Consider the following 23,897-nt stretch of genomic DNA (forward strand, 5'->3'; position numbering starts at 1 on the left):
AAGAGAGATTTTATACTGTTGAACGCATTTTGTTCTTTGTAACGCTTCGTCTTGTTCTGGTTCAGACATAATGATCTATTGGTGAATTATCCAGAATTCCCGTATAAAGAACCTCACTTGGCTTCCTCGAATGGAAGGTTGTGTGAGTGCGCAACGCCTCGCGGCAACGCCTCTGCGGATTCGAGTCCGCCGCCATCTGATCCTCGATCATTGCGAACTGTGGTGGGCTCTGACAGGAGCAGCATTCATCACTGAACGATAACAAAAGCGAGTGATTGCTCGCAGGTTCGCACCAATCCAGACGTCGAAAGGGTCAGATATGACTAAGTCTTTAATAACCGGAGCCAACGGATTTGTCGGCTCCGCAGTAACGCGCTGTTTACTGGAAGCGGGCCATGAGGTGCGCTGTCTTGTCCGGCCGGGAAGCGACCGGCGAAACCTTGATAAGTTGCCCGTTGAAATTTCGGAAGGTGATTTGCGTTCTGCTTCCTCGCTGAAACGGGCAGTCGCCGGGTGCGATAACTTGTTTCATGTGGCAGCAGACTACCGCCTGTGGGTACCCAATCCGGATACCATGTACGAAATCAATGTAAAGGGAACCCGGGCCCTAGTTCTTGCAGCCGCTGAAGCTGGAATGAAACGCATGGTCTATACCAGCAGTGTGGCGACACTGGGCACGGCTGAAAATGGCGTTCCTGCCAACGAAGATACGCCTTCCAGCCTGGGATCGATGTGCGGACACTACAAGCGATCGAAATTCATGGCTGAAGAAATTGTTCAGCAGATGACCCGGGAACATGACCTGCCCATGGTCATCGTCAATCCTTCCACGCCAATAGGACCGCGTGATATCAAGCCAACCCCCACCGGCCGCCTCGTAGTGGATACATTGCGCAATCGAATGCCGGCATACGTGAATACCGGATTGAATATCGTGCACGCTGACGATATCGCTGAAGGCCATCTGCTGGCATACAAGCATGGAAAACCTGGCGAGCGTTACATCCTCGGGGGGGAAAACATGACCTTGCTGCAGATTCTGCAGAAAATCGATGAGATAAGAGGCAAGCGGATCAGGCGGTTTGGCCTTCCCGTCAAGTTGGTGGTGCCCGCTGCCTGGTTGATGGAAAAAATGTCCGCCGTTACCAAGGTTGAGCCGCGCGCTACCGTGGACAGCGTCTCCATGGCAAAGAAAAAGATGTTCTACTCCAGTGACAAGGCCGTAAGAGAACTGGGTTATCGCTATCGCCCGGCTGCGGCTGCGCTCGAGGATGCAATGAACTGGTTCCAGGCAAACGGTTACTGTGGCTAGCCCGGGGATATTTCATCGACTCGCGGATAATGGCAAGGTGGAGCCACCGGCGCATTCTACTGTGCGCCTTTTCGGCTTCGGTCCACCTGTTCCGGAGTAACGAGGCTTCCCCGGTTGCCCCATGAGTTACGGATATACGATAGCACCAGTGCAATCTCCTTGTCGGGCAGCACTTGCGCAAATGGCGGCATTCCGTAGGGACGCCGCTGGGCCTCGGTGACAGGAGCATATCCGCCATTGAGAACGCTGCGGATCGCGTTGGTCGGGGATGCCATTGTCACCCCACGGTTGCGGGCAAGCGCCGGATAGCTTCCCGGTGCGCCTTCCCCCAGATTTCCATGACAGTCCTGACAATAGGTTTCGTAAATCTGCCCTCCTTTTTTAAGCTGCTTGTCGACTTCTTCGGTAAGAGGAGGGGCGATTCCACGGGAGCGAGGCTCGGTTTCGGGCAAAGACTTCAGATATTTCGCCACCGCGCGTGCATCGTCTTCTGTCAGGAACTGGAGACTCTGGCTGACAACATTCGCCATCGGTCCGGTAGTCACAGCGCGCGAAGCGGATCCGGTTTTTAGCAATCTGGTAATGTCTTCGATTGGCCAATCGGCGGTACTGGCTTCCTGCAGGGAAGTCAGTGATGGCGCATACCAGTTTGAACCCATGAGCTGACCTCCTCCCAGGATATCTCCTTTGCTTATTCCCAATAGGTTGCGCCGGGTATGACATGCGTTGCAATGGCCGAGCCCCTGCACGAGGTAGGCCCCCCGGTTCCATTCGTCATCCTGCAGCGTATCAGGAAGATATATGCCGGGAGAAAAATAAATAAGCTGCCAGACCTGCAGCAGTGGACGCCAGTTGAAAGGGAAATTGATGCGGTTGGGCGCATTGCGCTGCCTCACGGGGGGAAGTGATTGAAGGTAGGCAAAGATGGCATCGGAATCTTCGCGCGATACCCTGGTATATTCCGAATACGGAAATGCCGGGTAAAGGAGATTTCCATCGCGCCCCCTGCCGTTATGGAGAGCCCGCCAGAAATCTTCCTCGCTCCAGAGGCCGATACCCGTTTCTTTATCAGAAGTGATATTAGGCGTGATGAATATGCCGATCGAAGTATCGAGGAGGTGTCCTCCAGCGTATGGGAGTCCGCTATAGGCCGTGTGACAACCGAGACAGTTGCCAATGCGTGCCAGATAAGCACCGCGTGCTCGTTGCGCCTCGATTTCGGCAGTATCGCGTATCTCCGCTACCTCCGGCTTTTCAGCTGCTGGTGACAGCGTAACGGGGGGTGCCAGCAAAATGCTCAGACCGGTAAATCCGGCGATCAGGATTGTGACGAAACCGTATCTCATTTGGGAGAGTTCGCTTGTGGAATGATGCTGGCGCAGCGTCTTGCCAGTCTTTTGGGTAGTTCTACTCCCGCCCCTGCATGCCTCTCGTCCGACTCCGGAACAGGTTGCGCGGCCAGCCACATGGCAACAGCGCTTACCTCTTCGGTGGTAAGCTTCTTTGCTATTTCCGACATGCAGTCCGGCGTCCGCCCGCGCATCAGCGCGCCATGCTGCCAGTTGCCGAACTGGGCCATGATATATACGCGTGGTAGGCCAAGAAGACCGGGAATGAACGGTGCTATTCCCATCAAATCCTTGCCGTGGCAACCGACGCAGGCTGGTATATTCCGGCCTGCGTCACCATGATCGATCAGTTTGCGCGCTATTTTGACTTTGGGCGATGAAGCTCGCATTGGTTCAGGTGGAGGAAAGGCTTGTTTTAGCGAGGCAAAATATTCGGCCATCTCCCACAGATAGCCGTCGGGCAGGCCTTCGAGCAGCAGGGCCATGGGCCGGTAGTGGCGGCGGCCATCCCGAAAATTCCGCAACTGATTGAAAAGATAGCCTTCCGGCTTGCCGGCGATGCGAGGGTAGTATTCATCTCTACCCTTTTTATCTTCCGGGCCATGACAAATGATGCATGCCTTCACACGTTCTTCCGCGGTGTCCGGAATCTCGCGGGCTACAGCAGGCAACCCAATCAACAGCAAGACGATCAGGGCTGATTTAACGAGGATAGGAGGACTCATTGTGAGAGGTTCTTCTTGTAAGATTGCGACCGTTGCAATAAAAAATTATCCTCGATCGGGGTCACGCTAGCGGGCGAATCTGCGTACCACTGCCATCAGCTCATCGATTGCTGCGTCTCCGTCTCCCGACTTGATCGCGCTCTGCATGCAGCCGTGCGTATGATTTTCAAGCAGACGCATCGCGACAGCGTCGAGCGCGGACTGAAGCGCGGATACCTGGTTCAGGATGTCAACGCAATAACGGTCTTCCGTGATCATTTTCGCCACGCCGCGCACCTGACCCTCGATGCGGTTGAGGCGTTTTATCAACGCTTCCTTATCCGGCTGTACCACCGCAGTGGGCGTGTGGCAAGGTTTCTTCTCAGTTTTCGACTTCAAAGCCCGCATCCTTGATTGCCTCTCTGAATTGATCGGTATGAGCCTTGGAAGCATCATACTCGATGGTCACCTGTTGCTGTTCCAGGGAGACATTTGTATTGCTCACGCCAGGTATCTTTTCCAGCACATTCTTCACGCTATTGACACAGCCCATGCAGGTCATTCCTTTGATTTTTACGACTTCTGCTTGCATTTTCTGCCTCCTTTGGTTGGCTGAGGTTATTAGCCTCTCAGCAGGTGATGAAGCTCAGGCACTCGCTCGCCAGCGCTTCAACAACAGTGAATTGCTTACCACCGACACCGAGCTCATTGCCATCGCCGCACCTGCAATGACAGGATTGAGCAGACCCATCGCTGCAAGCGGTATGCCCAGGACATTGTAGAAAAAGGCAAAGAAAAGGTTCTGCCGGATTTTTCCCAATGTCATGCGTGAAAGCGAGATGGCGTCGACCACACTCATCAAATCATCGCGCATGAGGGTGATGTCGGCTGCCTCGATCGCAACGTCCGAACCCGCGCCGATGGCAAAACTTACGTCAGCCATTGCCAGTGCGGGCGCATCATTGATTCCATCGCCCACCATGCCGGTAACTTTGCCACTTTCCTTCAACTTACCCACCTCTGTGGCTTTGTCCTGCGGCAGCACTTCGGCCCGATACGCGGTTATCCCCGCCTGCCCTGCGATTGCAGCCGCGGTTGGTGCATTGTCGCCGGTGAGCATCACAACCTCGATACCCATCGCTTTTAATCGCGCCACCGCCCGTGCTGAAGTTGTCCGGAGCTGGTCGGCGATGGCGAGATAGCCCAGCACCTGGGCGGATTCCTTGTCAGAAGGCGTATTCACAGCGGCAAGACCGATAATCGTCTTGCCTTCGGACTGGAGAGCGGATACCGCGTTCTCATCAACCCGCGCCCCGTGTTCTCGCAGGAATCCAGGTGAGCCGAGAATATATCCGATATCGCCAATATTGCCAGAGATGCCGCTGCCGGTGACTGCCTGAAAATTCGTTACAGATTCCGGTTGAATACCCGTTTTACTGGCATGTTCCATGACTGCTTTTGCCAGAGGGTGTTCCGAACCCTGTTCAAGGGTCGTCGCAATGCGCATCAGTTCTCGTTCTGTAAAGGATCCGGCAGGAATGATATCTGTAAGCGCTGGTTTCCCTTCGGTGAGCGTCCCTGTCTTGTCCAGGATGAGCGTCTCGATTTTTCCGGCATGCTCGAGCGCTGCGGCATTCTTGACCAGCACGCCGCTCTGCGCGCCGCGGCCCACACCTACCATAATGGCGGTCGGGGTCGCCAGTCCGAGCGCACAGGGACAGGCGATCACCAGCACCGCCACAGCACTGACCAGGGCCGGGACAAAGTTGCCCGCCAGCCACCATGTCAGAATAAAAGTCAGAACACTGATGGCAGTTACGATTGGCACGAAGATACCGGATATGGTATCCGCGAGGCGCTGGATAGGCGCTTTCGAGCCCTGGGCTTCCTCAACCAGGCGAATAATGGCTGCGAGCTGGGTGTGTGCACCGACACCTGTAGCGCGGCATTTCAGCATGCCCTGCTGGTTCACAGTCGCGGCATATACCGTGGCGCCTGCCTGCTTCGCCACGGGAAGACTTTCCCCCGTCAGCATCGCTTCGTTTACACTGGATGCGCCTTCGAGGACGATGCCGTCTACCGGCAGGCTTTCTCCCGGGCGAACCAGAAAAATATCGCCCACCTTGAGCTTACTCACGTCCACCTCGATGATCTCGCCGTTGCGTTCCACACGCGCTGTCCTGGGTTGCAACTTGACGAGTTCCTCGATGGCGGCGGAAGTCCTGCTTTTTGCACGCGCTTCCATCAATTTGCCGAGCAGCACCAGAGTGATGATGGCCGTGCTCGCTTCGAAATAGACATGCTGATCCAACCCCAGCAACGTGACCACCGCGCTGAAAAGATAAGCCATGCTGGTGCCCAGCGCGACCAGTACATCCATATTGGCGCCACCGCCTCGCAATGCGTGCCAGGCACCCACATAGAAGCGCTTGCCTATCCAGAACTGTACCGGCGTGGCCAGCAGCAACTGGAGCCAGCGCGGCAGCAGTTCCATCTCACCGCCCCAGAACATCGGCCCCATCTGCACCAGCAGTGGCGCACTGAGTGCCACGGAAATCCAGAACATGCGAAGCTCCGCCTGATAGGTAGCCAGCTTGCGGGCTTTCTCTTCGGCACGACTGGTATCGCTGAGCTCCCGGGCTCCATAGCCGGTTTTGACGACAGCATTGATGATATCTTCCACCGTTTCCACGGCAGGGTTGTAATTGACCTGCGCCGTTTCAGTTGCCAGATTGACGGAGGCGGTAACGCCCGAAAGCTTGCTCAATGCCTTCTCGATCCGGGCGCTGCATGCCGCACAGGTCATGCCAGTGATCTGCAACTGCACCGACTGAGGGGCGACATGGAAACCTGCTTTTTCGATCGAATGGATCAGGTCTTCCGGTTGAGTGGCCGAAGCATCAAACTCGATCCGCGCTTTTTCGTTGGCGAAGTTTACTGCTGCCTGAACGCCGGGGAGCTTATTGAGGTTTTTTTCGATGCGGGTCGCACATGCCGCACAAGTCATGCCTTCGATGGGCAGTTCGATATGCCTGAGAGTAAGAGAACTCATGATGGCGTCTCCAAAACGGTCAGCTAACTTTATACCCTACGGGGGTATATGTCAAATCCCTTCGGTCATTTTGCCCCACAGATTGCAAATACCCGGGTACGGTATTTAAATTTTGGCAGGGAATGGAGTAAAAGGTTCAGGCAGACGATTTCATCTTTCGGTCTGAAAAAGATGGCGAAGGATGAAATGGGCTTCCCGATGCGGACAAGCCTGGGGAAAGCAAGTCTGGGAATGGTGAATCCAGCAGTGTTGAGGCAAAGCTCAAGCTCCGCCAGATGGGGTCAGGAGCAACTCAGCCGCCTGAAGAGTATATTGAAGAGCGTATTTGTTACGCAGTTTTTCAAAAAACAGGCCCTAGACAGCCGAAAACGATCCAGATATTCAATCCTCCCGACGCAATTGGGGGAACAGAATGACATCGCGGATACTCGGGCTATCGGTAAGGAGCATGACCAGCCGGTCGATGCCGATACCTTCTCCCGCGGTGGGAGGCAGGCCGTATTCGAGTGCGCGGATGTAGTCGGCGTCGTAGTGCATGGCTTCCGCATCGCCTGCTTCCTTGGCCCTGGCTTGCTCCAGGAAGCGCGCCGCCTGATCCTCCGGATCATTCAGCTCCGAGAATCCGTTTGCAATCTCACGCCCGGCTATATATAGCTCAAACCGGTCGGTTATTGCCGGATTCCTGTCGTTGCGGCGCGCAAGCGGCGACACTTCCGCCGGATAATCCACTATGAAGGTGGGTTCGAACAGCAAATGCTCGGTAGTTTCATCAAACAGGGTAAGCTGTAATCCGCCTACGCCATCCTCGGGTTTATAAGGAATTCCGAGTTCCTGCAATTTGTCGATCAGGAATGCGCGATCGTCGAGCTGCGCCTCCGTATATTCGGGATGAAATTTCCGGATAGCCTCGGTGATGGTGAGCCGCTCGAAGGGTTGGGCTAGATCCAGTTCGCGCTCCTGATACGTGAATCTGGTAGCGCCCAGCACCTTTAGCGTTACTTCCCGCAACAGGGCTTCGGTAAGATCCATCAGATACGCATAGTCCCGGTAGGCCTCGTAAAACTCCAGCATCGTGAATTCGGGGTTATGCCGAGTGGAAATCCCTTCGTTCCTGAAGCTGCGGTTTATTTCGAATACTTTTTCCAGTCCACCTATTACCAGACGCTTGAGATAAAGCTCGGGTGCAATACGCAGATACAACTGCATGTCCAGCGCGTTGTGATGCGTGATGAAAGGGCGTGCCGCCGCACCCCCGGGGATAGGATGCATCATGGGCGTTTCGACTTCCAGATAGCCATGCCCGACCAGAAATTCGCGGATGGCCTGGATGATCCTGGAGCGCGCGATAAACACCTTACGGCTGCTTTCATTCGTGATGAGGTCGAGATAGCGCTGCCGGTACTTCTGCTCCTGGTCGGTCAGGCCGTGAAATTTTTCCGGCAGCGGTCGCAGCGATTTCGTGAGCAATCTCAGGTTTGTCACCCGTACCGACAATTCCCCGGTGCGGGTTCTGAACAGTGTGCCTTCTGCGCCCAATATGTCGCCAAGATCATAATGCCTGAATGCGTCATAAGCGCTGTCGCCTGCTACATCCTTTGCAATGTAAAGCTGGATGCGACCACCCATATCCTGCAGAGTGGCAAAGCTTGCTTTGCCCATGACCCGCTTGAGGACCATGCGGCCAGCCACGCGCACGGGCACCGGTTCTGCCTCCAGCGTTTCGTTGGGATGTTCGCTATACGCGTTATGAAGGTCCGCCGAAAAATGTTCGCGGGGAAAGTCATTGGGAAAGGCATTGCCCGTTGCACGCAGCGCATCCAGTTTTGCTCGCCGTTCCTCGACGAGCCTGATCTCTGCCTGAAACCGATTCGTTTCCTCCGAATCTTTCTCTAAAGCCTCATCCATCTTCGATCGGTCCTCTTATACGCCTTGTTTCAAGCTTGCTTCGATAAAATCATCCAGATCCCCATCGAGGATAGCCTGGGTGTTACCGCTTTCCACCCCCGTCCGCAGGTCCTTGATGCGTGCCTGGTCCAATACATAGGAGCGGATCTGATGTCCCCAGCCGATATCGGTTTTCGTATCTTCTATCGCCTGCTTTTCCTCATTGCGTTTGCGCAGCTCCGCTTCATAAAGGCGCGATTTCAGCATCGCCATCGCATCCGCGCGATTACGATGCTGCGAACGACCGCTCTGACATTGAACAACGATACCGGTAGGGTTATGTGTAATCCGGATCGCCGAATCAGTCTTGTTGATGTGCTGGCCACCCGCACCGGAAGCACGAAAGGTATCAACCCGCAGGTCTGCCGGGTTGATATCGATTTCGATGGTTTCATCCACCTCTGGATAGACGAATACGCTCGCAAACGAGGTGTGACGGCGATTGCCGGAATCGAACGGCGATTTGCGCACCAGGCGATGGACGCCGCTTTCGGTGCGAAGGTAGCCATAGGCATATTCACCCGATATTTTGAGGCTCGCGCTCTTGATTCCCGCCACTTCGCCCGGTGATTCTTCCATTACTTCCACCTCGTAGCCGCGGCGCTCGCAATAACGCAAATACATGCGCTCCAACATGGCTGCCCAGTCCTGCGCTTCAGTACCGCCCGAGCCGGACTGGATATCCACGAAGCAGTTATTCGTATCCATGGGATTGGAAAACATGCGTCGGAATTCCATATCCGACACTGCTTTTTCCAAATGACTGATGTCGCGCGCCACGCTTTGAAGAGTGGCGTCGTCATCCTCTTCTTCCGCCATCTCGAACAGCTCTCGCGCATCCTGTAGCTGGCGGGAGATTGTTTCCAGGTTGATGACGACGTTTTCCAGGATTTTTTTTTCGCGCCCCAGTTCCTGGGCACGCTTGTTGTCATCCCAGACAGCCGGATCTTCCGTCAGCCGGTTAAGCTCGGTCAGGCGTGTTTTCTGGGTATCGAAGTCAAAGATACCTCCGCAGTTCTGCTGCCCGGCTATCCAGATCGCCGAGCTGGTGGGTGAGAGCGTTGATGTGTTCTGCTTCCATGAAAAAATGCTTTCGAAGTATGAAGGGAATAAAAGGGAATTATACAGGAAGCAGCGCGTTGCCTCAGGCTGGGAGGCGTATGATCCGACTCTTTCGGCCAAGTGAGATTCTCGTCGATGGAATTTACCTGGCAACCGTTGGGCAGACTGATCGAGTTCGAGCAGCGAGACCAAGGCGGTGTACAAACACGGGTTGCTGATGAGGTTGCTCGCCTCAGCGGCATGAGGAGCCGAAAGTGTCCCAAATTCGCGCTACAAGCTGCAAAACATCTTGCTCGAGTGCTTGATGCAGGCGTTGGGGAGCTGGATCAGCAAGTGGAGATTGTTATTCGGCCTGCGCGCGATGTGCATACAGCTGCCATTACGGTAACTGGTAACGTAATACTCAGCCTGGATGGCGAATTGATATTCAACGCTGCCCGTGCTTTCTGCAATTGGGATGAAGGGTTCAGGGGACAAGGAGCGTGAGCTTTTGTGTACTGCCGCGCGGATAGCAGGCTGAGGATGCAAAGCCAGATGAATTTACAATAAATTTTGACTCTCAGGCTTGGCAAGATTCACAGCCTTGGCTTCCGGCGTTGCCAGCTATAGCCGAGCAGGCCGAGAATACCAGTGCTAAAAAGCATGAGTGTGCCGGGTTCGGGAATTTCAGCCACCTCAGCCGTTGCAACAGCAAAAAAGTTGTTTGGGTCATCGATTGAAGCCACGTTCGCCAAGCCTAGAACATAATCGCGCGGATCACTTAATTCAAATGAAAACGTGGTAGATCCACTAGGACTAAGCGTGATAGATGTCGGCAGGCCTGGCACCGAAGTGCCTGTCGGTACGAGGAAGTTGTCGATGTTAAAGTTCGCATTATCATTGTCCACGAAAAAAGCTATGTCGCTGTACATTATCGGGAATGGGTCATGGTTCGATACTGTCACGATCGCTTCCCCAGTTGTCAGATTAAATGATAGACGCAGTGGTTCACCGGCTATAGTAATGTTGCCTATATCGTTACCGTCCTCTGTCCATCTACCCGAGGTTATCCTGCTTGCCGGGTTATCAATAATGGTTGTTCGGCTGTTATCAAAATCGATATCAACCTTGCCTTTGTCGGCCAGAGTCCCGAATGTATTTTGCGCAAAGGTAGCTTGCGTCAAATCTGATGATAAACCGCCTCTTTGTGTCCTCGGTGGCTCTGTTCGCGTGGTAAGTCGGGCTTCTCTGGTTTGATTGTCGAACGTCACGCGGACATCGTTTACGTCCTGCCCTGTGTTGTTTTGGATGGTTTGCCGCAAGAATCCGGCGAATACAACATCAGGAAAACATAGGCTCCCAAGGCCAATGAGTGACGAGACAGCGAGATACAACATGAGTTCAAACCGGCAGATTTTCATACCATAATCCCCTCAAAACGGCTCTCACAAGTTGATACATCTCCTCCGCGTCGTCCAGTACGACGGACTGTAATGAGATATCTCTATTTCATTGAGATGTGGCATCTGCATTGCGCCGTCTCCTTACAGTTCGACCGGCTGATCTCTCATGGTTAAAAAATAGTGGAGATTCGGGAGAATGCAAGGTGAAACAATTCAAGGACTAGTTTCCGACTGGGACCAGATACAGATGTATTGATGACGGAAGTTTTTATCGCCCAAAAATCGCTCTGCTAGAGCGTCGTGGTATGCCTATATTAATAACGAGAGCGGGCATTTTCGAGACATGCCCACATAAGAGTGAGTCTGACCGGATAAAAAAATGAAATATTCTCGGTAAGTCTTGGTACGTCTTGGTACGTCAAACGAGTGTCATCTCCATCGACGTTTTCGAGGAGACGGACGGCATACCTTTGCGGATCGCTTTACTACGACTATTAAATTCCAATCAATCGAAAGGAGGTATGAAATGAGCATTATAAAAATGCCAGGCTTTACCACGGAAGCATCGGTCTACACTGCGACTAACTATTCCTTAAGAGCCAAATGACTCGCGAAGTAGAGAGACCGTAAATTTGCAGTCATCAGGTGAATCCGAATTTAACCTTTGCACGTGGTATTCGTTCTGTTGCAGGGAATACAAGAATCCGCAGTGCTGCAGAGAAATGCGCTTATGCGCTCTAATGTAATACTGCTAATTCGCTTCCCTTTTATCCTTGATAACCTATTTTTTCATGAATAAACGTCATGGCTGCTTCCTTCTCCAGATTCAAAGAAGATGCCTCCATCAGCAAAAGGAAAAACTCGATCAGAAAAAGAAAAGGGCTCGTGACACGTGGGGTAATGTGTGACGAGCCCAAATGTAGAAGGAAAATAATGCGTAAAACAAACACGGTACTACTGGCAACTTCAAAGAGAAATCACAGGCAGAATAATGGATTTTTACCCCTCTGGGAATGTGGCAAATTGTCGCACCATTATCGCAGGGATTGGGGGATGGGAATATTCCATTTACAGGTTCAGAGAATCTATTCAAGGATTCTTGAGAGCACATGCGTGAAAACGCAGGTGCTCTCCGATAAATGTGCTGATAAAGAAATAGCTGTGATCGTAGCCTTCGCGCATGTTGATTCGCACAGGGTAATTCGCCGTATTACATGCTGCGATAAAGCGTTCGATTTTCAGTTGCTCGGGCAGAAACTCATCGGCAGAGCCCTGGTCGATCAGCATGGGTAGATACTCCCGTGGACGTGCAGATTCTATAAGCAAAGAGGCGTCATAGTTCCACCAGTTCTTGACGTCATCTCCCAGATAGTGACCGAAAGCCTTTATGCCCCACGGACTGGTGGTGGGATTCACAATAGGTGCAAAGGCGGATACTGACCGATATCGCTGCGGATTGCGCAAGGCGATCATCAAAGCGCCATGCCCTCCCATCGAATGACCGCTGATCGACCGCCGGTCATCGAGTGGAAAGTGTTTCTCCATCAGGACCGGCAACTCATCGACGATATAGTCATACATCCGGTAATGCCGGCTCCATGGCTCCTGCGTGGCATTCACATAGAAACCCGCGCCCAGGCCCAGATCGTAGGCATGATCGATTGCTCTCGCGACCTTTTCTCCTCGCGGACTGGTGTCGGGCATGATCAGCGCGATGCCGGATTCTGCTGCCACTCGCTGCGCCCCGGCTTTAATCGTGAAATTCTCGTCCGTGCAGGTCAAGCCCGACAGCCAATAGACAGCGGGCACCTTTTCGCCCTGGTTTGTTACTGGTGGAAGATAGATGGAAAAATTCATTTCGCAGTTCAGCGATGGCGAAAAGTGTCTGTAGCGTTTTTGCCATCCGTCGAACGAACGATGCGATGAGAGAAGTTCCAACTCCTCTGGATTCTGATTCATGGATACAACCCTTGTTAACGGAAACCGCACAGATCATTTGTCGAAATGTATCACCGTGCGGATGGACCTGCCCTCATGCATGAGGTCGAATGCATTATTGATATCCTCCAATCCCATCGTGTGGGTAATGAAGGTATCCAGCTCGAATTCTCCATCAAGATAGCGCTGTACATAGCCGGGCAGTTCGCTACGGCCCTTCACTCCCCCAAAAGCGGAGCCGCGCCAGACGCGGCCGGTAACGAGCTGAAAGGGGCGCGTGCAGATTTCTTCTCCCGCCGCGGCAACGCCGATAATCACTGATTCCCCCCAACCCTTATGACAGCATTCCAGTGCCGATCGCATGACCTTTACGTTGCCGATGCATTCGAAGGAAAAATCCACGCCTCCACCGGTCATCGCGATGATCACCTCCTGGATCGGTTTGTCGTGATCTTTGGGATTCACCACGTCAGTAGCGCCCAGTTGGCGCGCAATTTCAAACTTTTCTGGATTGATGTCGATAGCGATGATGCGTCCAGCTTTGGCCATCGCAGCGCCGATTATCACGGCAAGGCCTATGCCACCCAAACCGAATACCGCTACCGTATCGCCTGCCTTTACCTTTGCAGTATGGGTCACCGCCCCTAAGCCGGTGGTAACGCCGCAACCGAGCAGGCACACCTTTTCCAGCGGCGCTTCCTTGCTGATCTTGGCCAATGCAATCTCAGGGATTACCGTATATTCGGAAAAAGTCGAGGTACCCATGTAATGATAAATGGGTTTTCCATCCTTCGAAAAACGGGTAGTGCCGTCCGGCATCAGCCCCTGTCCCTGGGTTGCCCTTATCGCCTGGCACAGATTGGTTTTCCCCGATCTGCAGAACTTGCACTCGCGGCATTCGGGGGTATACAACGGGATGACATGATCGCCTGCCGCCACGCTGGTTACACCCTCGCCGACCGCCTCGACGATGCCTCCGCCTTCATGCCCCAGAATAGCTGGAAATTTGCCTTCGGGGTCTTTTCCGGACAAAGTATATGCGTCTGTATGACAGACTCCCGTAGCGACTATGCGCACCAGTACCTCACCTTTCCTTGGCGGCATCAAGTCCACTTCCTCGATCTTCAAAGGCTGGCTTGGCCCCCAAGCCACTGCCGCGCGGGTTTTTATCGTATCCATGTAACGCATGCTCCTTATTTTTGCATGATCTCGTTAGTATGCAGGAGGATGCGAGCGACTTACAAATGTGGTACGGGTAAATCAGTATCCATCATTTTCTGATCCCCCACTGGGAGCGTCGGTTTGCTTTTTCGGTTGACCTGTCCTATGCTGAAATCAGCCGGTTTTGAATATTTTGAATATTCTGCACGCTGGTGATTTGCCTTGTTAACTATTATCAGGAGATCATGATGCGAAGAATATACTTTCTGGTTCCCGACATTTCGACGACCAAACGCATTGTCGATGAGTTGCTTCTATCCCGGATAGAGGAAAAACACATTCATGTGGTCGCCAGGCGCGGTACCGAGCTCGAGGATCTGCCCGAGGCCAACCTGTTGCAGAGGACCGACTTCATTCCCGCGGTGGAAAGGGGACTGGCGGTAGGCGGTACCGCGGGCGCTCTGGCCGGACTGGTTGCGGTCGTTCTGCCGCCGGCGTCTACGGTAATTGCGGGCGGTATCGTGCTGGGAAGCGCGCTTGCAGGAGCAGGTGTCGGCGCCTGGGCGGGAAGCCTGATTGGTGTGAGTACGGCAAGCTCGAGAATTAAGCAGTTTGAACAGGCGATCGAAGCAGGTCAGTTGCTCGTACTGGCTGATGTGCCAAAAAGTCGTGTCGAGGAGATCGAGGCGCGCATAAAAAATCATTTGCCGACTGTAGAGATTGAAGGAACCGAACCGAAACAGCCCGCCTTTCCGTGATCGGGCCTGCGCCACCGGCGCTTTGAAATTGCTGCGAGGTGAATGGGAAAGGTAGCCTCGCACAACGACGAGGAACAATGAGAATCGCATACGCTGCATAGGATCTTATCGGCAGATAATTTGCATTGATCCTCAGCACGGCAGCGGCAAAGGTGAGCGCGGACAGGCAGGTTCTCGTAACGGTCGGAAGTCGCTGGAATCCTGCTGGTCTATTTCCGAATCCTCCCTTCTGTCCCTGGTTTTTTTGCTGGAAATCACATCCAATTTGCCGTCAAGGTTTTAGTTTGGCTCCTACTGGTTTATCATTCGCCATTCCCCACCGGGATCAAACTGGAGAAAGGCAATGGCTGGCTTGAGTAAAAACACGCCTGTTCCCGTTGAAATCAAGCTACACCGAAAATCACGGCTGCTGGAAATCACTTTCAGTGATGGAAAGACGTTCCAGTACACCAGCGAGTTCCTGCGGGTGTATTCGCCCTCGGCAGAAGTGCGAGGTCATAGTCCCGGCCAGGAAGTACTGCAGACCGGCAAGAAAGAGGTGAATATCAATCGTATCGATCCGGTAGGCAACTATGCGATTCAACTGACTTTTTCTGATGGCCATAATACCGGGCTTTATTCCTGGGATCTGCTCTACGAGTATGGTCTGCAACAGGATGAAATGTGGCAGCGCTATCTGCGCCGAATGGAAGAAGCGGGAGCCAGCCGGGAACGGCTCGGGTATTTATCGGACTGGAACCGGGAATCAGCGGCAAAAAGCTGAGGCTATCCGGAACCAGGCTTCTTCTCCCTCTACCCTTTATTTAAGTTTGAATATCGATGACGAGAACTACCCATTTCGGCTTTAAGACCGTGTCGGAAACGGAGAAAGCACGCGAGGTAGCAGGTGTGTTTGATTCTGTCGCGGACCGTTACAACCTGATGAATGACCTGATGTCGGGGGGCATGCATCGGCTGTGGAAACGATTTGCTGTCGAAACGAGCGGAGTCCGGACAGGGGACCGTGTACTGGATATTGCCGGGGGAACGGCGGATCTGAGCTCGCTCTTCCTTGAGCAGGTGGGGAGCAGGGGAGAGGTCTGGCTGACCGACATCAACAATTCCATGCTGACCATTGGTCGCGATCGGCTGCTGGATGAAGGTACTGCGGTACCGGTTGCGCAATGCGATGCGGAAAAACTGCCGTTCCCTACCAATTACTTCGACTGCGTAAGCGTTGCTTTTGGTCTGAGGAACATGACGCACAAGGATGTTGCGCTGAAAGAAATGCTGCGCGTATTACGTCCCGGGGGCTGCGTTATCGTGCTTGAATTCTCCAGGATATGGAAACCTCTGCAACGGCTCTACGACCTCTACTCGTTCAAGGTACTTCCCGCGATGGGGGGTCTCGTCGCAAAGGACCGGGACAGCTATCGGTATCTTGCTGAATCCATCCGCGTGCATCCAGGGCAGGAGGAGTTGAAGCAATTGATGCAGAAAGCCGGATTCGAGCGCGTGGAATATTTCAATCTTGCTGCAAACGCCGTAGCATTGCACCGAGGATACAAGTTTTAGGACCTGCTAGCATTTGTTTCGCATTTCGCACACGCGCGTATGTCTGCTATCGCACAGAAACCTTTCCGTAGCTGATAATATTGTTGGTTATTCCGTTTTCACAGGAGGATGGAAAAGAGGCAAAAGAAGCGGTAATCATTACAAATAAGAGCGGAGTGCTCTTCATTTTTCCCTGAATTTTCTCCTGATGCTTCCTTCTTCCTTTATTCATAGCGAGGAGAGGAAGGTAATAAGCTTCTGAATCGGTGCCATATGCACCCGCTTTAAAAAGGTTCGGACAGGCGGTGCTGGAGATGCTTGTATAGCAGGCAATATCCCTCTTTTCCCATGGCTTCACACGGAAGTATAAGCAAGACCCACTCATGTGTGTCGGCGAACTCGGAGTAGATTCGCGACGATTTTTTTCGAGCTATCATGATGATCGAGGTTCGTCACTCAGTGCTTCTTTTTGGCGAAATACTGATAGACCGGTTCCCCGACCGGGACGTGCTCGGTGGCGCACCTCTTAATGTAGCCTGCCATTTGCACGCTTTTGGCTGTGCGCCTATTCTCGTAAGTCGAATAGGCCAGGATGCGGAGGGGGCGCGTCTGTTGCAGACGATGGAGAGCGCCGGATTGAGTATGCATGGCATACAGCTTGACTCGGTTTATCCTACAGGCGTGGTAGCGGTTCATCTGGGGGCAGAAGGGCATCGGTTCAATATTGTCCCTAACCAGGCTTACGATCATATTCATCCACGTCTGGCACGGATGGCCGCGCTTGCGGCAAACCCGAAAATGGTCTATTTCGGAACGTTGGCTCAGCGCGCCGACTCGCATCGCGCTCTGCGTCATATGCTGCGCGCAACCAGCGGTCAATGTTTTTTTGATGTCAATCTGCGCGATCCCTGGATTTATGGCGAACGACTGCACTGGTCGCTGCGGCATGCCGATATCGTTAAAGCGAACAACGATGAGCTGGATCGTATCGCTCAACTGATGAATATGGATGAGTCTGGTGCCGAGACTCAGGCCAGAGCGCTGATTGAGCGATATCAGTTGCGCGGCATGCTCATTACCTGCGGCGGAGCCGGTGCCTGGTGGCTGGAGCGTGGGGGAGAAAAAATATCGATTGTGCCGGACAAGGCAGTGGATGTTGTCGACACGGTGGGAGCGGGGGACGCGTTCTCCGCGGTCTTTATGTTCGGCCTGTTGCGGGGATGGGATATGCCCGTCACCTTGATGCGGGCACAGCAATTTGCCAGTGCGGTTTGCGGAATACGGGGAGCCATTCCCGAACACGGCGATTTTTACGAGCCGTTCATCAGACAGTGGGCAGTGGACGGTTAGGAGACGGATGAAAGAGTTATACGTACTGATGCTGAGCCTGCACGGCCTGATTCGGGGCAACGACATGGAGTTGGGGTGCGACGCGGATACCGGCGGCCAGGTGCTGTATGTAGTGGAGTTGGCGCGAGCACTTGCGCGTCAGCCGCAGGTTGGCAAAGTGGATCTGCTCACGCGAAGGATAGAAGATCCTTCGGTTTCCCCGGATTATTCCCGTCTTGAGGAACCGCTGGGCAACAATGCGCGCATTATCCGCCTTCAATGCGGTCCCCGTCGCTATCTGCGCAAGGAAAGCCTTTGGCCCTACCTGGATCAACTGGTGGATCGCGCGCTGCTTTTTCTCCGCGGGCAGAAGCGCTTGCCGGATGTTATCCACAGTCATTATGCCGACGCCGGTTATGTCGGCATGCAGCTTTCCCAACTATTGGGCATCCCTCAGATTCATACCGGACACTCATTGGGACGCAGCAAGCAACAACGCCTGCTGGCACAAGGCCGGAAGCCGCAGGCACTGGAGCGCCAATTCAGCTTTTACCGGCGAATAGCTACCGAGGAAGCGGTATTGCAACATGCTAGCCTGGTCATAACCAGCACCCCTCAGGAAAGCGTCGAGCAATACGGGTTATACACCAACTATCACCCGGAACGCGCGGTTGTCATTCCACCGGGGACTGATATATCGCGTTTTTCTCCTCCCCATCGTCAAAAACCAGTGGAGGTGGAGACTGCGGGCCTCATTGATCGCTTTCTCACCCACCCGCGCAAGCCCCTGGTATTGACCATTTGCCGTCCTGAAATTCGGAAAAATCTGGGGGCGCTGGTCGCCGCCTTCGGCAGTTCGCCCAAACTACATGAACAGGCCAATCTCGCCATCGTAGCGGGCAACCGGGATGACATCCGTCAACTGGATGCTGCCCAGAACGAAGTGATGACCGATCTGCTGCTGGATATCGACCGCTACGATTTATGGGGCAAGGTGGCCCTGCCCAAGCACCACAAGCCTTCCGACATCGCCGGTTTCTACCGTCTTGCAGCCCAGCGGCGGGGCGTGTTCATCAATCCGGCGCTTACCGAACCCTTCGGTCTTACACTGATCGAAGCTGCCGCCAGCGGACTTCCCATTGTTGCGACAGAAGATGGAGGACCGCGCGATATCGTGGCGAACTGCAAAAATGGGATACTGGTAAATCCATCGGACACCGGCGCGATTGCCGGAGCGATCGAGTATGCGCTTGCTGATCCTATGCGCTGGCGGCGCTGGGCGCGAAACGGCGTTTCAGGGGTAAAAAACCACTACACGTGGGAGGCGCATGTCAGGAAATATCTGCATGTTCTGTCGCGTCTGCTGCATCACGAGCGCAAGCGCATCCGCCGAAACCTGGCGATATATCAAAGGCAACCGCGCCCGCTGCCCTTGATATCGCATATGCTCATCACGGATATAGACAATACGCTGCTTGGCGACCGTGCTGCGCTGCGTCGCCTTCTCGCTATCCTGCGAGCGACGCCCCCCAACCTGGGCTTTGGTGTCGCCACTGGCCGCACGTTGGAAAGCGCCGTGAAAATATTGAAGGAGTGGGGCGTACCCTTGCCCGATGTGCTGATCACCGCAGTGGGCAGCGAAATCTATTATGGTCCCGAGCTTCGTCCGGATATCGGGTGGCAAAACCTGATCAAGTATCTATGGCGCCGCGATGCCATTGAAAACGTATTGCAGAGAGTGCCGGGACTCACGCTGCAGGCGCGCGAAAACCAGCGTGAATTCAAGCTCAGCTACAACGTGGATCCGGAAAAAATGCCGCCAGTAGCCAAAATCCGCACATTGTTGCGCGAGCAGAATCTGTCAGCACACCTGATCTACTCGCGAGGGACTTATCTCGACGTGTTGCCACTGAGGGCGTCCAAAGGGCGGGCAATACGTTATCTTGCGTACAAGTGGGGACTGCCGCTACGCGCATTTCTGGTCGCGGGGGATTCCGGCAATGATCATGAAATGCTGATCGGTGACACCCTGGGCGTTATAGTCGCCAACCATAGTCCCGAACTCGCAAGCCTGAAAGGGAATGAGCAAATCTATTTTGCCCGGTCCGCATATGCCGATGGCATTGCAGAGGGTATGGCGCATTATGAATTTGGTACTTCCATCATGGAGACTGCAAATGCTGCACAAATTTGAAGCCTGGGCTGTCGATCATCGCGGTGATATGTATACGCTTCTGCGCAGGTGGTTCGAACTGGAAAGGCCACTTTTGCTTCATTCCGATCTAGGAGCGGTTTTTGATGCGTTGAGCGCAGATCATGCGCCTCTGCTTGCTGATTCACAGATACGAGAGGTCGTAGACACTTTGCAGGAAGCGGTGTGCCGGCCTCCAATGGTCTATATGGCAGGTCGCGAGGACGCGGGGTGCTGGTGGTACGCCCGCCTGCATCTGGATCGGCTAATCCCCGAGTCTGTCACCGTGTCGGAATATCTCGCTTTCAAGGAACTGCTGGTAAATCCGGAGGGGGCGAATGAGCCCGTGCTGGAAATTGATTTTGCACCTTTTAATCGCAGTTCTCCAAAGCTCAAGGAAATCCGGTCTATAGGGCAGGGTGTGATTTTCCTCAACAAGCAACTTGCCGGGGGGCTGTTTGGGCAACTGGGGTTGGGGTCGGACAAGCTGCTGCATTTCCTGGCAGTACATTCCATGGACGGAAAGCAGTTGATGTTGGGCGGCAATTTCACCGATGTGCCGGCGCTGCGTTCCGGGTTGCGCAGGGCTCTGAGCATGCTTGAGAAGTATCCCGACGATACCGAGTGGAAGGATGTTGCCGAGTCCCTCGGAGGTATCGGTTTTGCACCCGGCTGGGGAAATTGTGTGGGCCGTGTGAGCGAGACGATGAGTTTGTTGGTGGATATTCTGGAAGCCCCCTCTCCCCAGATCCTGGAGAGCTTCCTCGCCCGCATTCCGATGATCTCGAAACTGCTGATTCTGTCTCCCCATGGCTACTTTGGCCAGGATAACGTGTTGGGACTGCCGGACACGGGCGGACAAGTGGTATACATCCTCGATCAGGTGCGGGCTCTGGAACGGGAAATGAGCGAACGCCTGATATTGCAGGGAATAGATGCGGCGCCAAAAATCCTGATTGGTACGCGCCTCATTCCCGACGCGGGCGATACACTCTGCCACCAGCCTCTGGAAAAAATCCACGGTACCCAGAATTCATGGATCGTGCGAGTGCCATTTCGAAAAGCGAGCGGTGAAATCGTTCGCCATTGGATTTCCCGGTTCGAGATATGGCCATACCTGGAAAATTTTGCGCATGACATTGAACGCGAAGCTCTGGCCCAACTCAGCGGTAGTCCCGACCTGATCATAGGCAACTATTCCGATGGAAATCTTGTCGCCTCGCTGATTTCCAAACGGATTGGTGTAACTCAGTGCAATATTGCGCATGCACTGGAGCAGAGCAAGTACCTGCACTCGGCGTTGTATTGGCGGGAGAACGAAGCTCAGTATCACTTCAACTGCCAATATACCGCCGATCTCATCGCGATGAACAGTGCTGATTTCATCATCACCAGCACCTTTCAGGAAATTGCGGGTACCGAGCAGACGGTAGGCCAATATGAAACGTACCAGAACTATACGATGCCCGGCTTATACCGGGTGGTGAACGGCATTGACCTTTTCGATCCCAAGTTCAATATCGTTTCGCCGGGTGCGGATGCAGAAGTTTATTTTTCTTATCTCGATCGCGAGCGGCGCCTGGACGCCCTGATTCCGGACATCGAGCGTCTTTTGTACGGGGAGGATCCGGGCGTGCCCTGCCGGGGCTACTTCGCGGATCCTGCGAAGCCTTTGATTTTTACAATGGCGCGCCTGGACACTGTGAAGAATCTTACCGGCCTTGCCGCATGGTTCGGGCAGTGCGAGTCCTTATCGACTGCCGCCAACCTTCTGGTAATCGGGGGGCATATCGATCCAGCAGCCTCCAGTGATGGCGAGGAGCGTGCCGAGATCGAGCATATGCATGCCCTCATGAACGAGTACAAACTGGAGGGACGCATGCGCTGGCTTGGCACCCGGCTGGAAAAGAATCTTGCCGGCGAGCTGTACCGGCACGTGGCGGACCGTCGCGGCATTTTTGTTCAGCCGGCGCGATTCGAGGCATTCGGGTTGACCATTATCGAGGCCATGGCCTCCGGCCTGCCTGTATTCGCCACCTGCTATGGCGGCCCGCGCGAAATCATTCAACATGGGGTTTCGGGCTATCATTTCGATCCCAACAATGGATTGGCGGGAGCTTCCGCCATGGCAGATTTTTTTGAGCGGGTGGCGGTTGATCCAGGTTTTTGGGACAAGATTTCGCAGAGAGCCTTGCAAAGGGTCGAAGCGCGCTATACTTGGCGCCTCTATGCCGAAAGAATGATGACGCTATCGCGTATTTACGGTTTCTGGAAGTTCGTCAGTAAGCTGGAGCACGAAGAAACCGTGCGTTACCTCAACATGTTCTATCACTTGCAGTTTCGGCCTATGGCACAGGCGCTTCCCCAATAAAAGGCGGTCATGCTGGCGTTTTTAAAGAATAAGACCGTTCCAATGCGCATCGTGCCGTCAATGGGGAAAGCTTATTTGTTGTTCGGCGATGTTTTCTCTGCTGTCGGCATCACTTGAGAACGGTCGGCAGCATGCAGTTTCTGGAATAGATCCAGCAGGCAGTTTTTTACCGTAAAAGTGCTGACTTCCAGTATCGCCGCCGTTTCAGAAACCGTTTTACCCATCCGGATCCACTCCATTATCGCGATTTCGCGAGGACTGAATCCATACTCCTCCGGATTTAACGGAACCAGGCTGCGTCGATTGTTCCGGGGCGGTGGATCGATGCGGCCGAATGCCGCGTCGATATATGGAAGCAGTATTCCGATGACATCCATCGAGGAAGGGGACATATTCCTGCTCGAACTGAACATTACGTACAGACAATCATGCTGCCAGCGTTTGTCGCTGATGCCATGTACCAACATGGAATGCATACCTTGCAGCGCCCCTCCCAGAGGACATTGCAGGACGCGTTCTTCCATCAGGAAACCATATTCGCCGCTACCAAGAGCGTAAGGAACCCTGTCGAGTTGGAGCCAGCGGTGGAACAGACCCTGGAGTAAGGGTAGCAGCGCCCTTGCATCGGAGTTTTCGCTCCTCACTTCGAGCAAGGCAGAGACAACGTCATGACACACAGCATCTGCCTCGAAATCTCCCCATGCAGCGAGCATGATCTCGTGAGGCAGATAGTGTTGCATCTCGCCTTGCAGCCACAGCAATAGATCATAGTGACAGCTTACTTCCAGCCATTCCTGGATGATATGGTGGTACCGCTCCACGTGTTCCACAGAAAAAGAGGCCGGCCAGTTCATTGGGAATATTGATTGGAGTTACGGTGGATATCCATTCACACTATATGTAAGCAATCTTCATACCAAGAGGTAATTCGCGGATTTCAAAGGTCGAAAAGACGTTTGATGGAAGAAATATGGGAAGAATGTAAAGATTTCTGACAGACGATCAGGCCTATTTAAACTTGCAGCACCGAAGCTCCTGGATTATTTTTACCCACTGCGGCGCTGGAATACGGCGTTTCCGCAACTGGTATTTTCTTGTTGACCCCTTTCTTTGTTGATAAAATAAATTGGATTTAGTCCTAGAGAGTTCTTGAACCAGAGCTATTTGTTCCCGAGCCGGGGAACAGGGCAGGTTGGGAACAGAGCGAGCCACGGTTCCTCCCTGAGGTGGAGAGGCGCGTTTTTTTTTATTGCCGATTTTGACCAGTGCGGAGAAATTCCGTAAAGGAGTATCATGAACAAGAGAGTAAAGGACAAGAGAGTAATAGCGATTGCATTCTCTATTATTCTGTCGTGGCCCGTCTCTGCCTTCTCGTTGCAGCAACCGGAATCACAATCACAGTCACAATCGGCTTCATCCCGGGAATTGCCTCATGGAGACGGTTGGCGCCTCGTGCGCTCAATTCAGCTTGGCAACTCAAAAAACTATATCCATATGGTCCTGATCGATGGCAAGCGGGATATGGATAAGGCCGTTTATGGCGCTGCGCTCAGCAAGATATGCCGATCGGAACCCGATTTCTGCAGGGTCAGATTCTGGAATGAAGAACGTTACGTAGCTGACTCGATTTCGTTTACAGATGCTCAATTTAAAGCGCTGCGGGCCGAATACATATTCAATCGTGCCGGACACGTGCAGCAAATGAAATATGCATGCACGGTCGTATCCGACAAGAATCAATGTTTCTCTCACTGAGGAACACGATCGGCTGCATCCGGGAAAGCGGGAGAGGTTCGTCCGCCTGCTGACCA

General features: G+C 53.6%; 20 protein-coding genes. 9 read left to right on the top strand and 11 right to left on the bottom strand.

The window, feature by feature from the left end; translation table 11 throughout:
- Positions 1 to 319 precede the first annotated feature (319 nt).
- The gene (gene hpnA, locus BMW46_RS00210; protein WP_074703697.1) at positions 320 to 1,312 is read left to right on the top strand and encodes a hopanoid-associated sugar epimerase; all 993 of its coding nucleotides are present in this window, start codon (positions 320 to 322) and stop codon (positions 1,310 to 1,312) included.
- Positions 1,313 to 1,368: 56 nt separating this feature from the next.
- Here hpnA and BMW46_RS00215 read toward each other — a convergent pair whose 3' ends face one another.
- The 7 genes from BMW46_RS00215 to prfB form a co-directional block, all read right to left on the bottom strand.
- On the bottom strand, positions 1,369 to 2,658 hold the full coding sequence (locus BMW46_RS00215) for a c-type cytochrome (RefSeq protein WP_074703698.1): 1,290 nt from the start codon (positions 2,656 to 2,658) through the stop codon (positions 1,369 to 1,371).
- Positions 2,655 to 3,386, bottom strand: a complete 732-nt coding sequence (locus tag BMW46_RS00220) for a c-type cytochrome (RefSeq protein WP_074703699.1) — start codon at positions 3,384 to 3,386, stop codon at positions 2,655 to 2,657. Before BMW46_RS00220 ends, BMW46_RS00215 begins: the two co-directional genes overlap by 4 nt.
- Before the next feature lie 66 nt (positions 3,387 to 3,452).
- On the bottom strand, positions 3,453 to 3,764 hold the full coding sequence (locus BMW46_RS00225) for a metal-sensitive transcriptional regulator (protein WP_256376891.1): 312 nt from the start codon (positions 3,762 to 3,764) through the stop codon (positions 3,453 to 3,455).
- A complete protein-coding gene (locus BMW46_RS00230; protein ID WP_074703701.1) occupies positions 3,748 to 3,957 on the bottom strand; it encodes a heavy-metal-associated domain-containing protein in 210 nt (69 codons plus the stop codon). Before BMW46_RS00230 ends, BMW46_RS00225 begins: the two co-directional genes overlap by 17 nt.
- Positions 3,958 to 4,011: 54 nt before the next feature.
- On the bottom strand, positions 4,012 to 6,417 hold the full coding sequence (locus BMW46_RS00235; RefSeq protein ID WP_074703702.1) for a heavy metal translocating P-type ATPase: 2,406 nt from the start codon (positions 6,415 to 6,417) through the stop codon (positions 4,012 to 4,014).
- 381 nt (positions 6,418 to 6,798) lie between these two features.
- Complete coding sequence (lysS, locus tag BMW46_RS00240) at positions 6,799 to 8,322, bottom strand: lysine--tRNA ligase (RefSeq protein WP_074703703.1); 1,524 nt, start codon at positions 8,320 to 8,322, stop codon at positions 6,799 to 6,801.
- 15 nt (positions 8,323 to 8,337) lie between these two features.
- Positions 8,338 to 9,442 (bottom strand): peptide chain release factor 2 gene (prfB, locus tag BMW46_RS00245; protein ID WP_143049049.1). Its coding sequence is split into 2 segments (ribosomal slippage): positions 8,338 to 9,360 and positions 9,362 to 9,442, totalling 1,104 coding nucleotides; the frame shifts between segments, so codons are not numbered across the junction.
- Between the two features lie 116 nt (positions 9,443 to 9,558).
- On the opposite strand from prfB, the gene BMW46_RS15510 reads away from it, so the two are divergent.
- A complete protein-coding gene (locus BMW46_RS15510) occupies positions 9,559 to 9,909 on the top strand; it encodes a hypothetical protein (RefSeq protein ID WP_074703704.1) in 351 nt (116 codons plus the stop codon).
- 89 nt (positions 9,910 to 9,998) lie between these two features.
- Here BMW46_RS15510 and BMW46_RS00255 read toward each other — a convergent pair whose 3' ends face one another.
- From BMW46_RS00255 to BMW46_RS00265, 3 genes are all read right to left on the bottom strand, one after another.
- Positions 9,999 to 10,823, bottom strand: a complete 825-nt coding sequence (locus tag BMW46_RS00255) for a PEP-CTERM sorting domain-containing protein (protein WP_074703705.1) — start codon at positions 10,821 to 10,823, stop codon at positions 9,999 to 10,001.
- 1,071 nt (positions 10,824 to 11,894) lie between these two features.
- On the bottom strand, positions 11,895 to 12,764 hold the full coding sequence (gene fghA / locus BMW46_RS00260; RefSeq protein ID WP_074703706.1) for an S-formylglutathione hydrolase: 870 nt from the start codon (positions 12,762 to 12,764) through the stop codon (positions 11,895 to 11,897).
- Positions 12,765 to 12,797: 33 nt separating this feature from the next.
- Positions 12,798 to 13,922 (bottom strand): S-(hydroxymethyl)glutathione dehydrogenase/class III alcohol dehydrogenase, encoded by a 1,125-nt coding sequence (locus BMW46_RS00265; RefSeq protein WP_074704422.1) that lies wholly within the window; start codon positions 13,920 to 13,922, stop codon positions 12,798 to 12,800.
- A 230-nt stretch (positions 13,923 to 14,152) separates the two neighbouring features.
- On the opposite strand from BMW46_RS00265, the gene BMW46_RS00270 reads away from it, so the two are divergent.
- The 6 genes from BMW46_RS00270 (at position 14,153) to BMW46_RS00300 (ending at position 22,086) form a co-directional block, all read left to right on the top strand.
- Positions 14,153 to 14,662, top strand: a complete 510-nt coding sequence (locus BMW46_RS00270) for a DUF1269 domain-containing protein (protein ID WP_074703707.1) — start codon at positions 14,153 to 14,155, stop codon at positions 14,660 to 14,662.
- A gap of 343 nt (positions 14,663 to 15,005) precedes the next feature.
- Positions 15,006 to 15,425, top strand: coding sequence for a gamma-butyrobetaine hydroxylase family protein (locus tag BMW46_RS00275; protein ID WP_074703708.1), 420 nt, complete (start codon positions 15,006 to 15,008; stop codon positions 15,423 to 15,425).
- Positions 15,426 to 15,481: 56 nt separating this feature from the next.
- Positions 15,482 to 16,216 (top strand): bifunctional demethylmenaquinone methyltransferase/2-methoxy-6-polyprenyl-1,4-benzoquinol methylase UbiE, encoded by a 735-nt coding sequence (gene ubiE / locus BMW46_RS00280; RefSeq protein ID WP_074703709.1) that lies wholly within the window; start codon positions 15,482 to 15,484, stop codon positions 16,214 to 16,216.
- A gap of 414 nt (positions 16,217 to 16,630) precedes the next feature.
- Entirely contained in the window at positions 16,631 to 17,545 is a 915-nt protein-coding gene (locus BMW46_RS00290; protein ID WP_256376892.1) for a carbohydrate kinase family protein, read from the top strand.
- 7 nt (positions 17,546 to 17,552) lie between these two features.
- Complete coding sequence (locus tag BMW46_RS00295) at positions 17,553 to 19,718, top strand: HAD-IIB family hydrolase (protein WP_074703711.1); 2,166 nt, start codon at positions 17,553 to 17,555, stop codon at positions 19,716 to 19,718.
- Positions 19,702 to 22,086, top strand: a complete 2,385-nt coding sequence (locus BMW46_RS00300) for a sucrose synthase (protein WP_074703712.1) — start codon at positions 19,702 to 19,704, stop codon at positions 22,084 to 22,086. Before BMW46_RS00295 ends, BMW46_RS00300 begins: the two co-directional genes overlap by 17 nt.
- Before the next feature lie 71 nt (positions 22,087 to 22,157).
- On the opposite strand, the gene epsA is transcribed toward BMW46_RS00300, so the two are convergent.
- Positions 22,158 to 22,940, bottom strand: coding sequence for an XrtB/PEP-CTERM-associated transcriptional regulator EpsA (gene epsA, locus BMW46_RS00305; protein WP_074703713.1), 783 nt, complete (start codon positions 22,938 to 22,940; stop codon positions 22,158 to 22,160).
- Between the two features lie 439 nt (positions 22,941 to 23,379).
- On the opposite strand from epsA, the gene BMW46_RS00310 reads away from it, so the two are divergent.
- Positions 23,380 to 23,841 carry a hypothetical protein gene (locus BMW46_RS00310; RefSeq protein ID WP_074703714.1) on the top strand — a complete coding sequence of 154 codons (462 nt, stop codon included), beginning with the start codon at positions 23,380 to 23,382 and terminating at the stop codon, positions 23,839 to 23,841.
- Positions 23,842 to 23,897: the final 56 nt, after the last annotated feature.

This window comes from Nitrosospira multiformis, assembly GCF_900111585.1.
Taxonomy (GTDB): domain Bacteria; phylum Pseudomonadota; class Gammaproteobacteria; order Burkholderiales; family Nitrosomonadaceae; genus Nitrosospira; species Nitrosospira multiformis_B.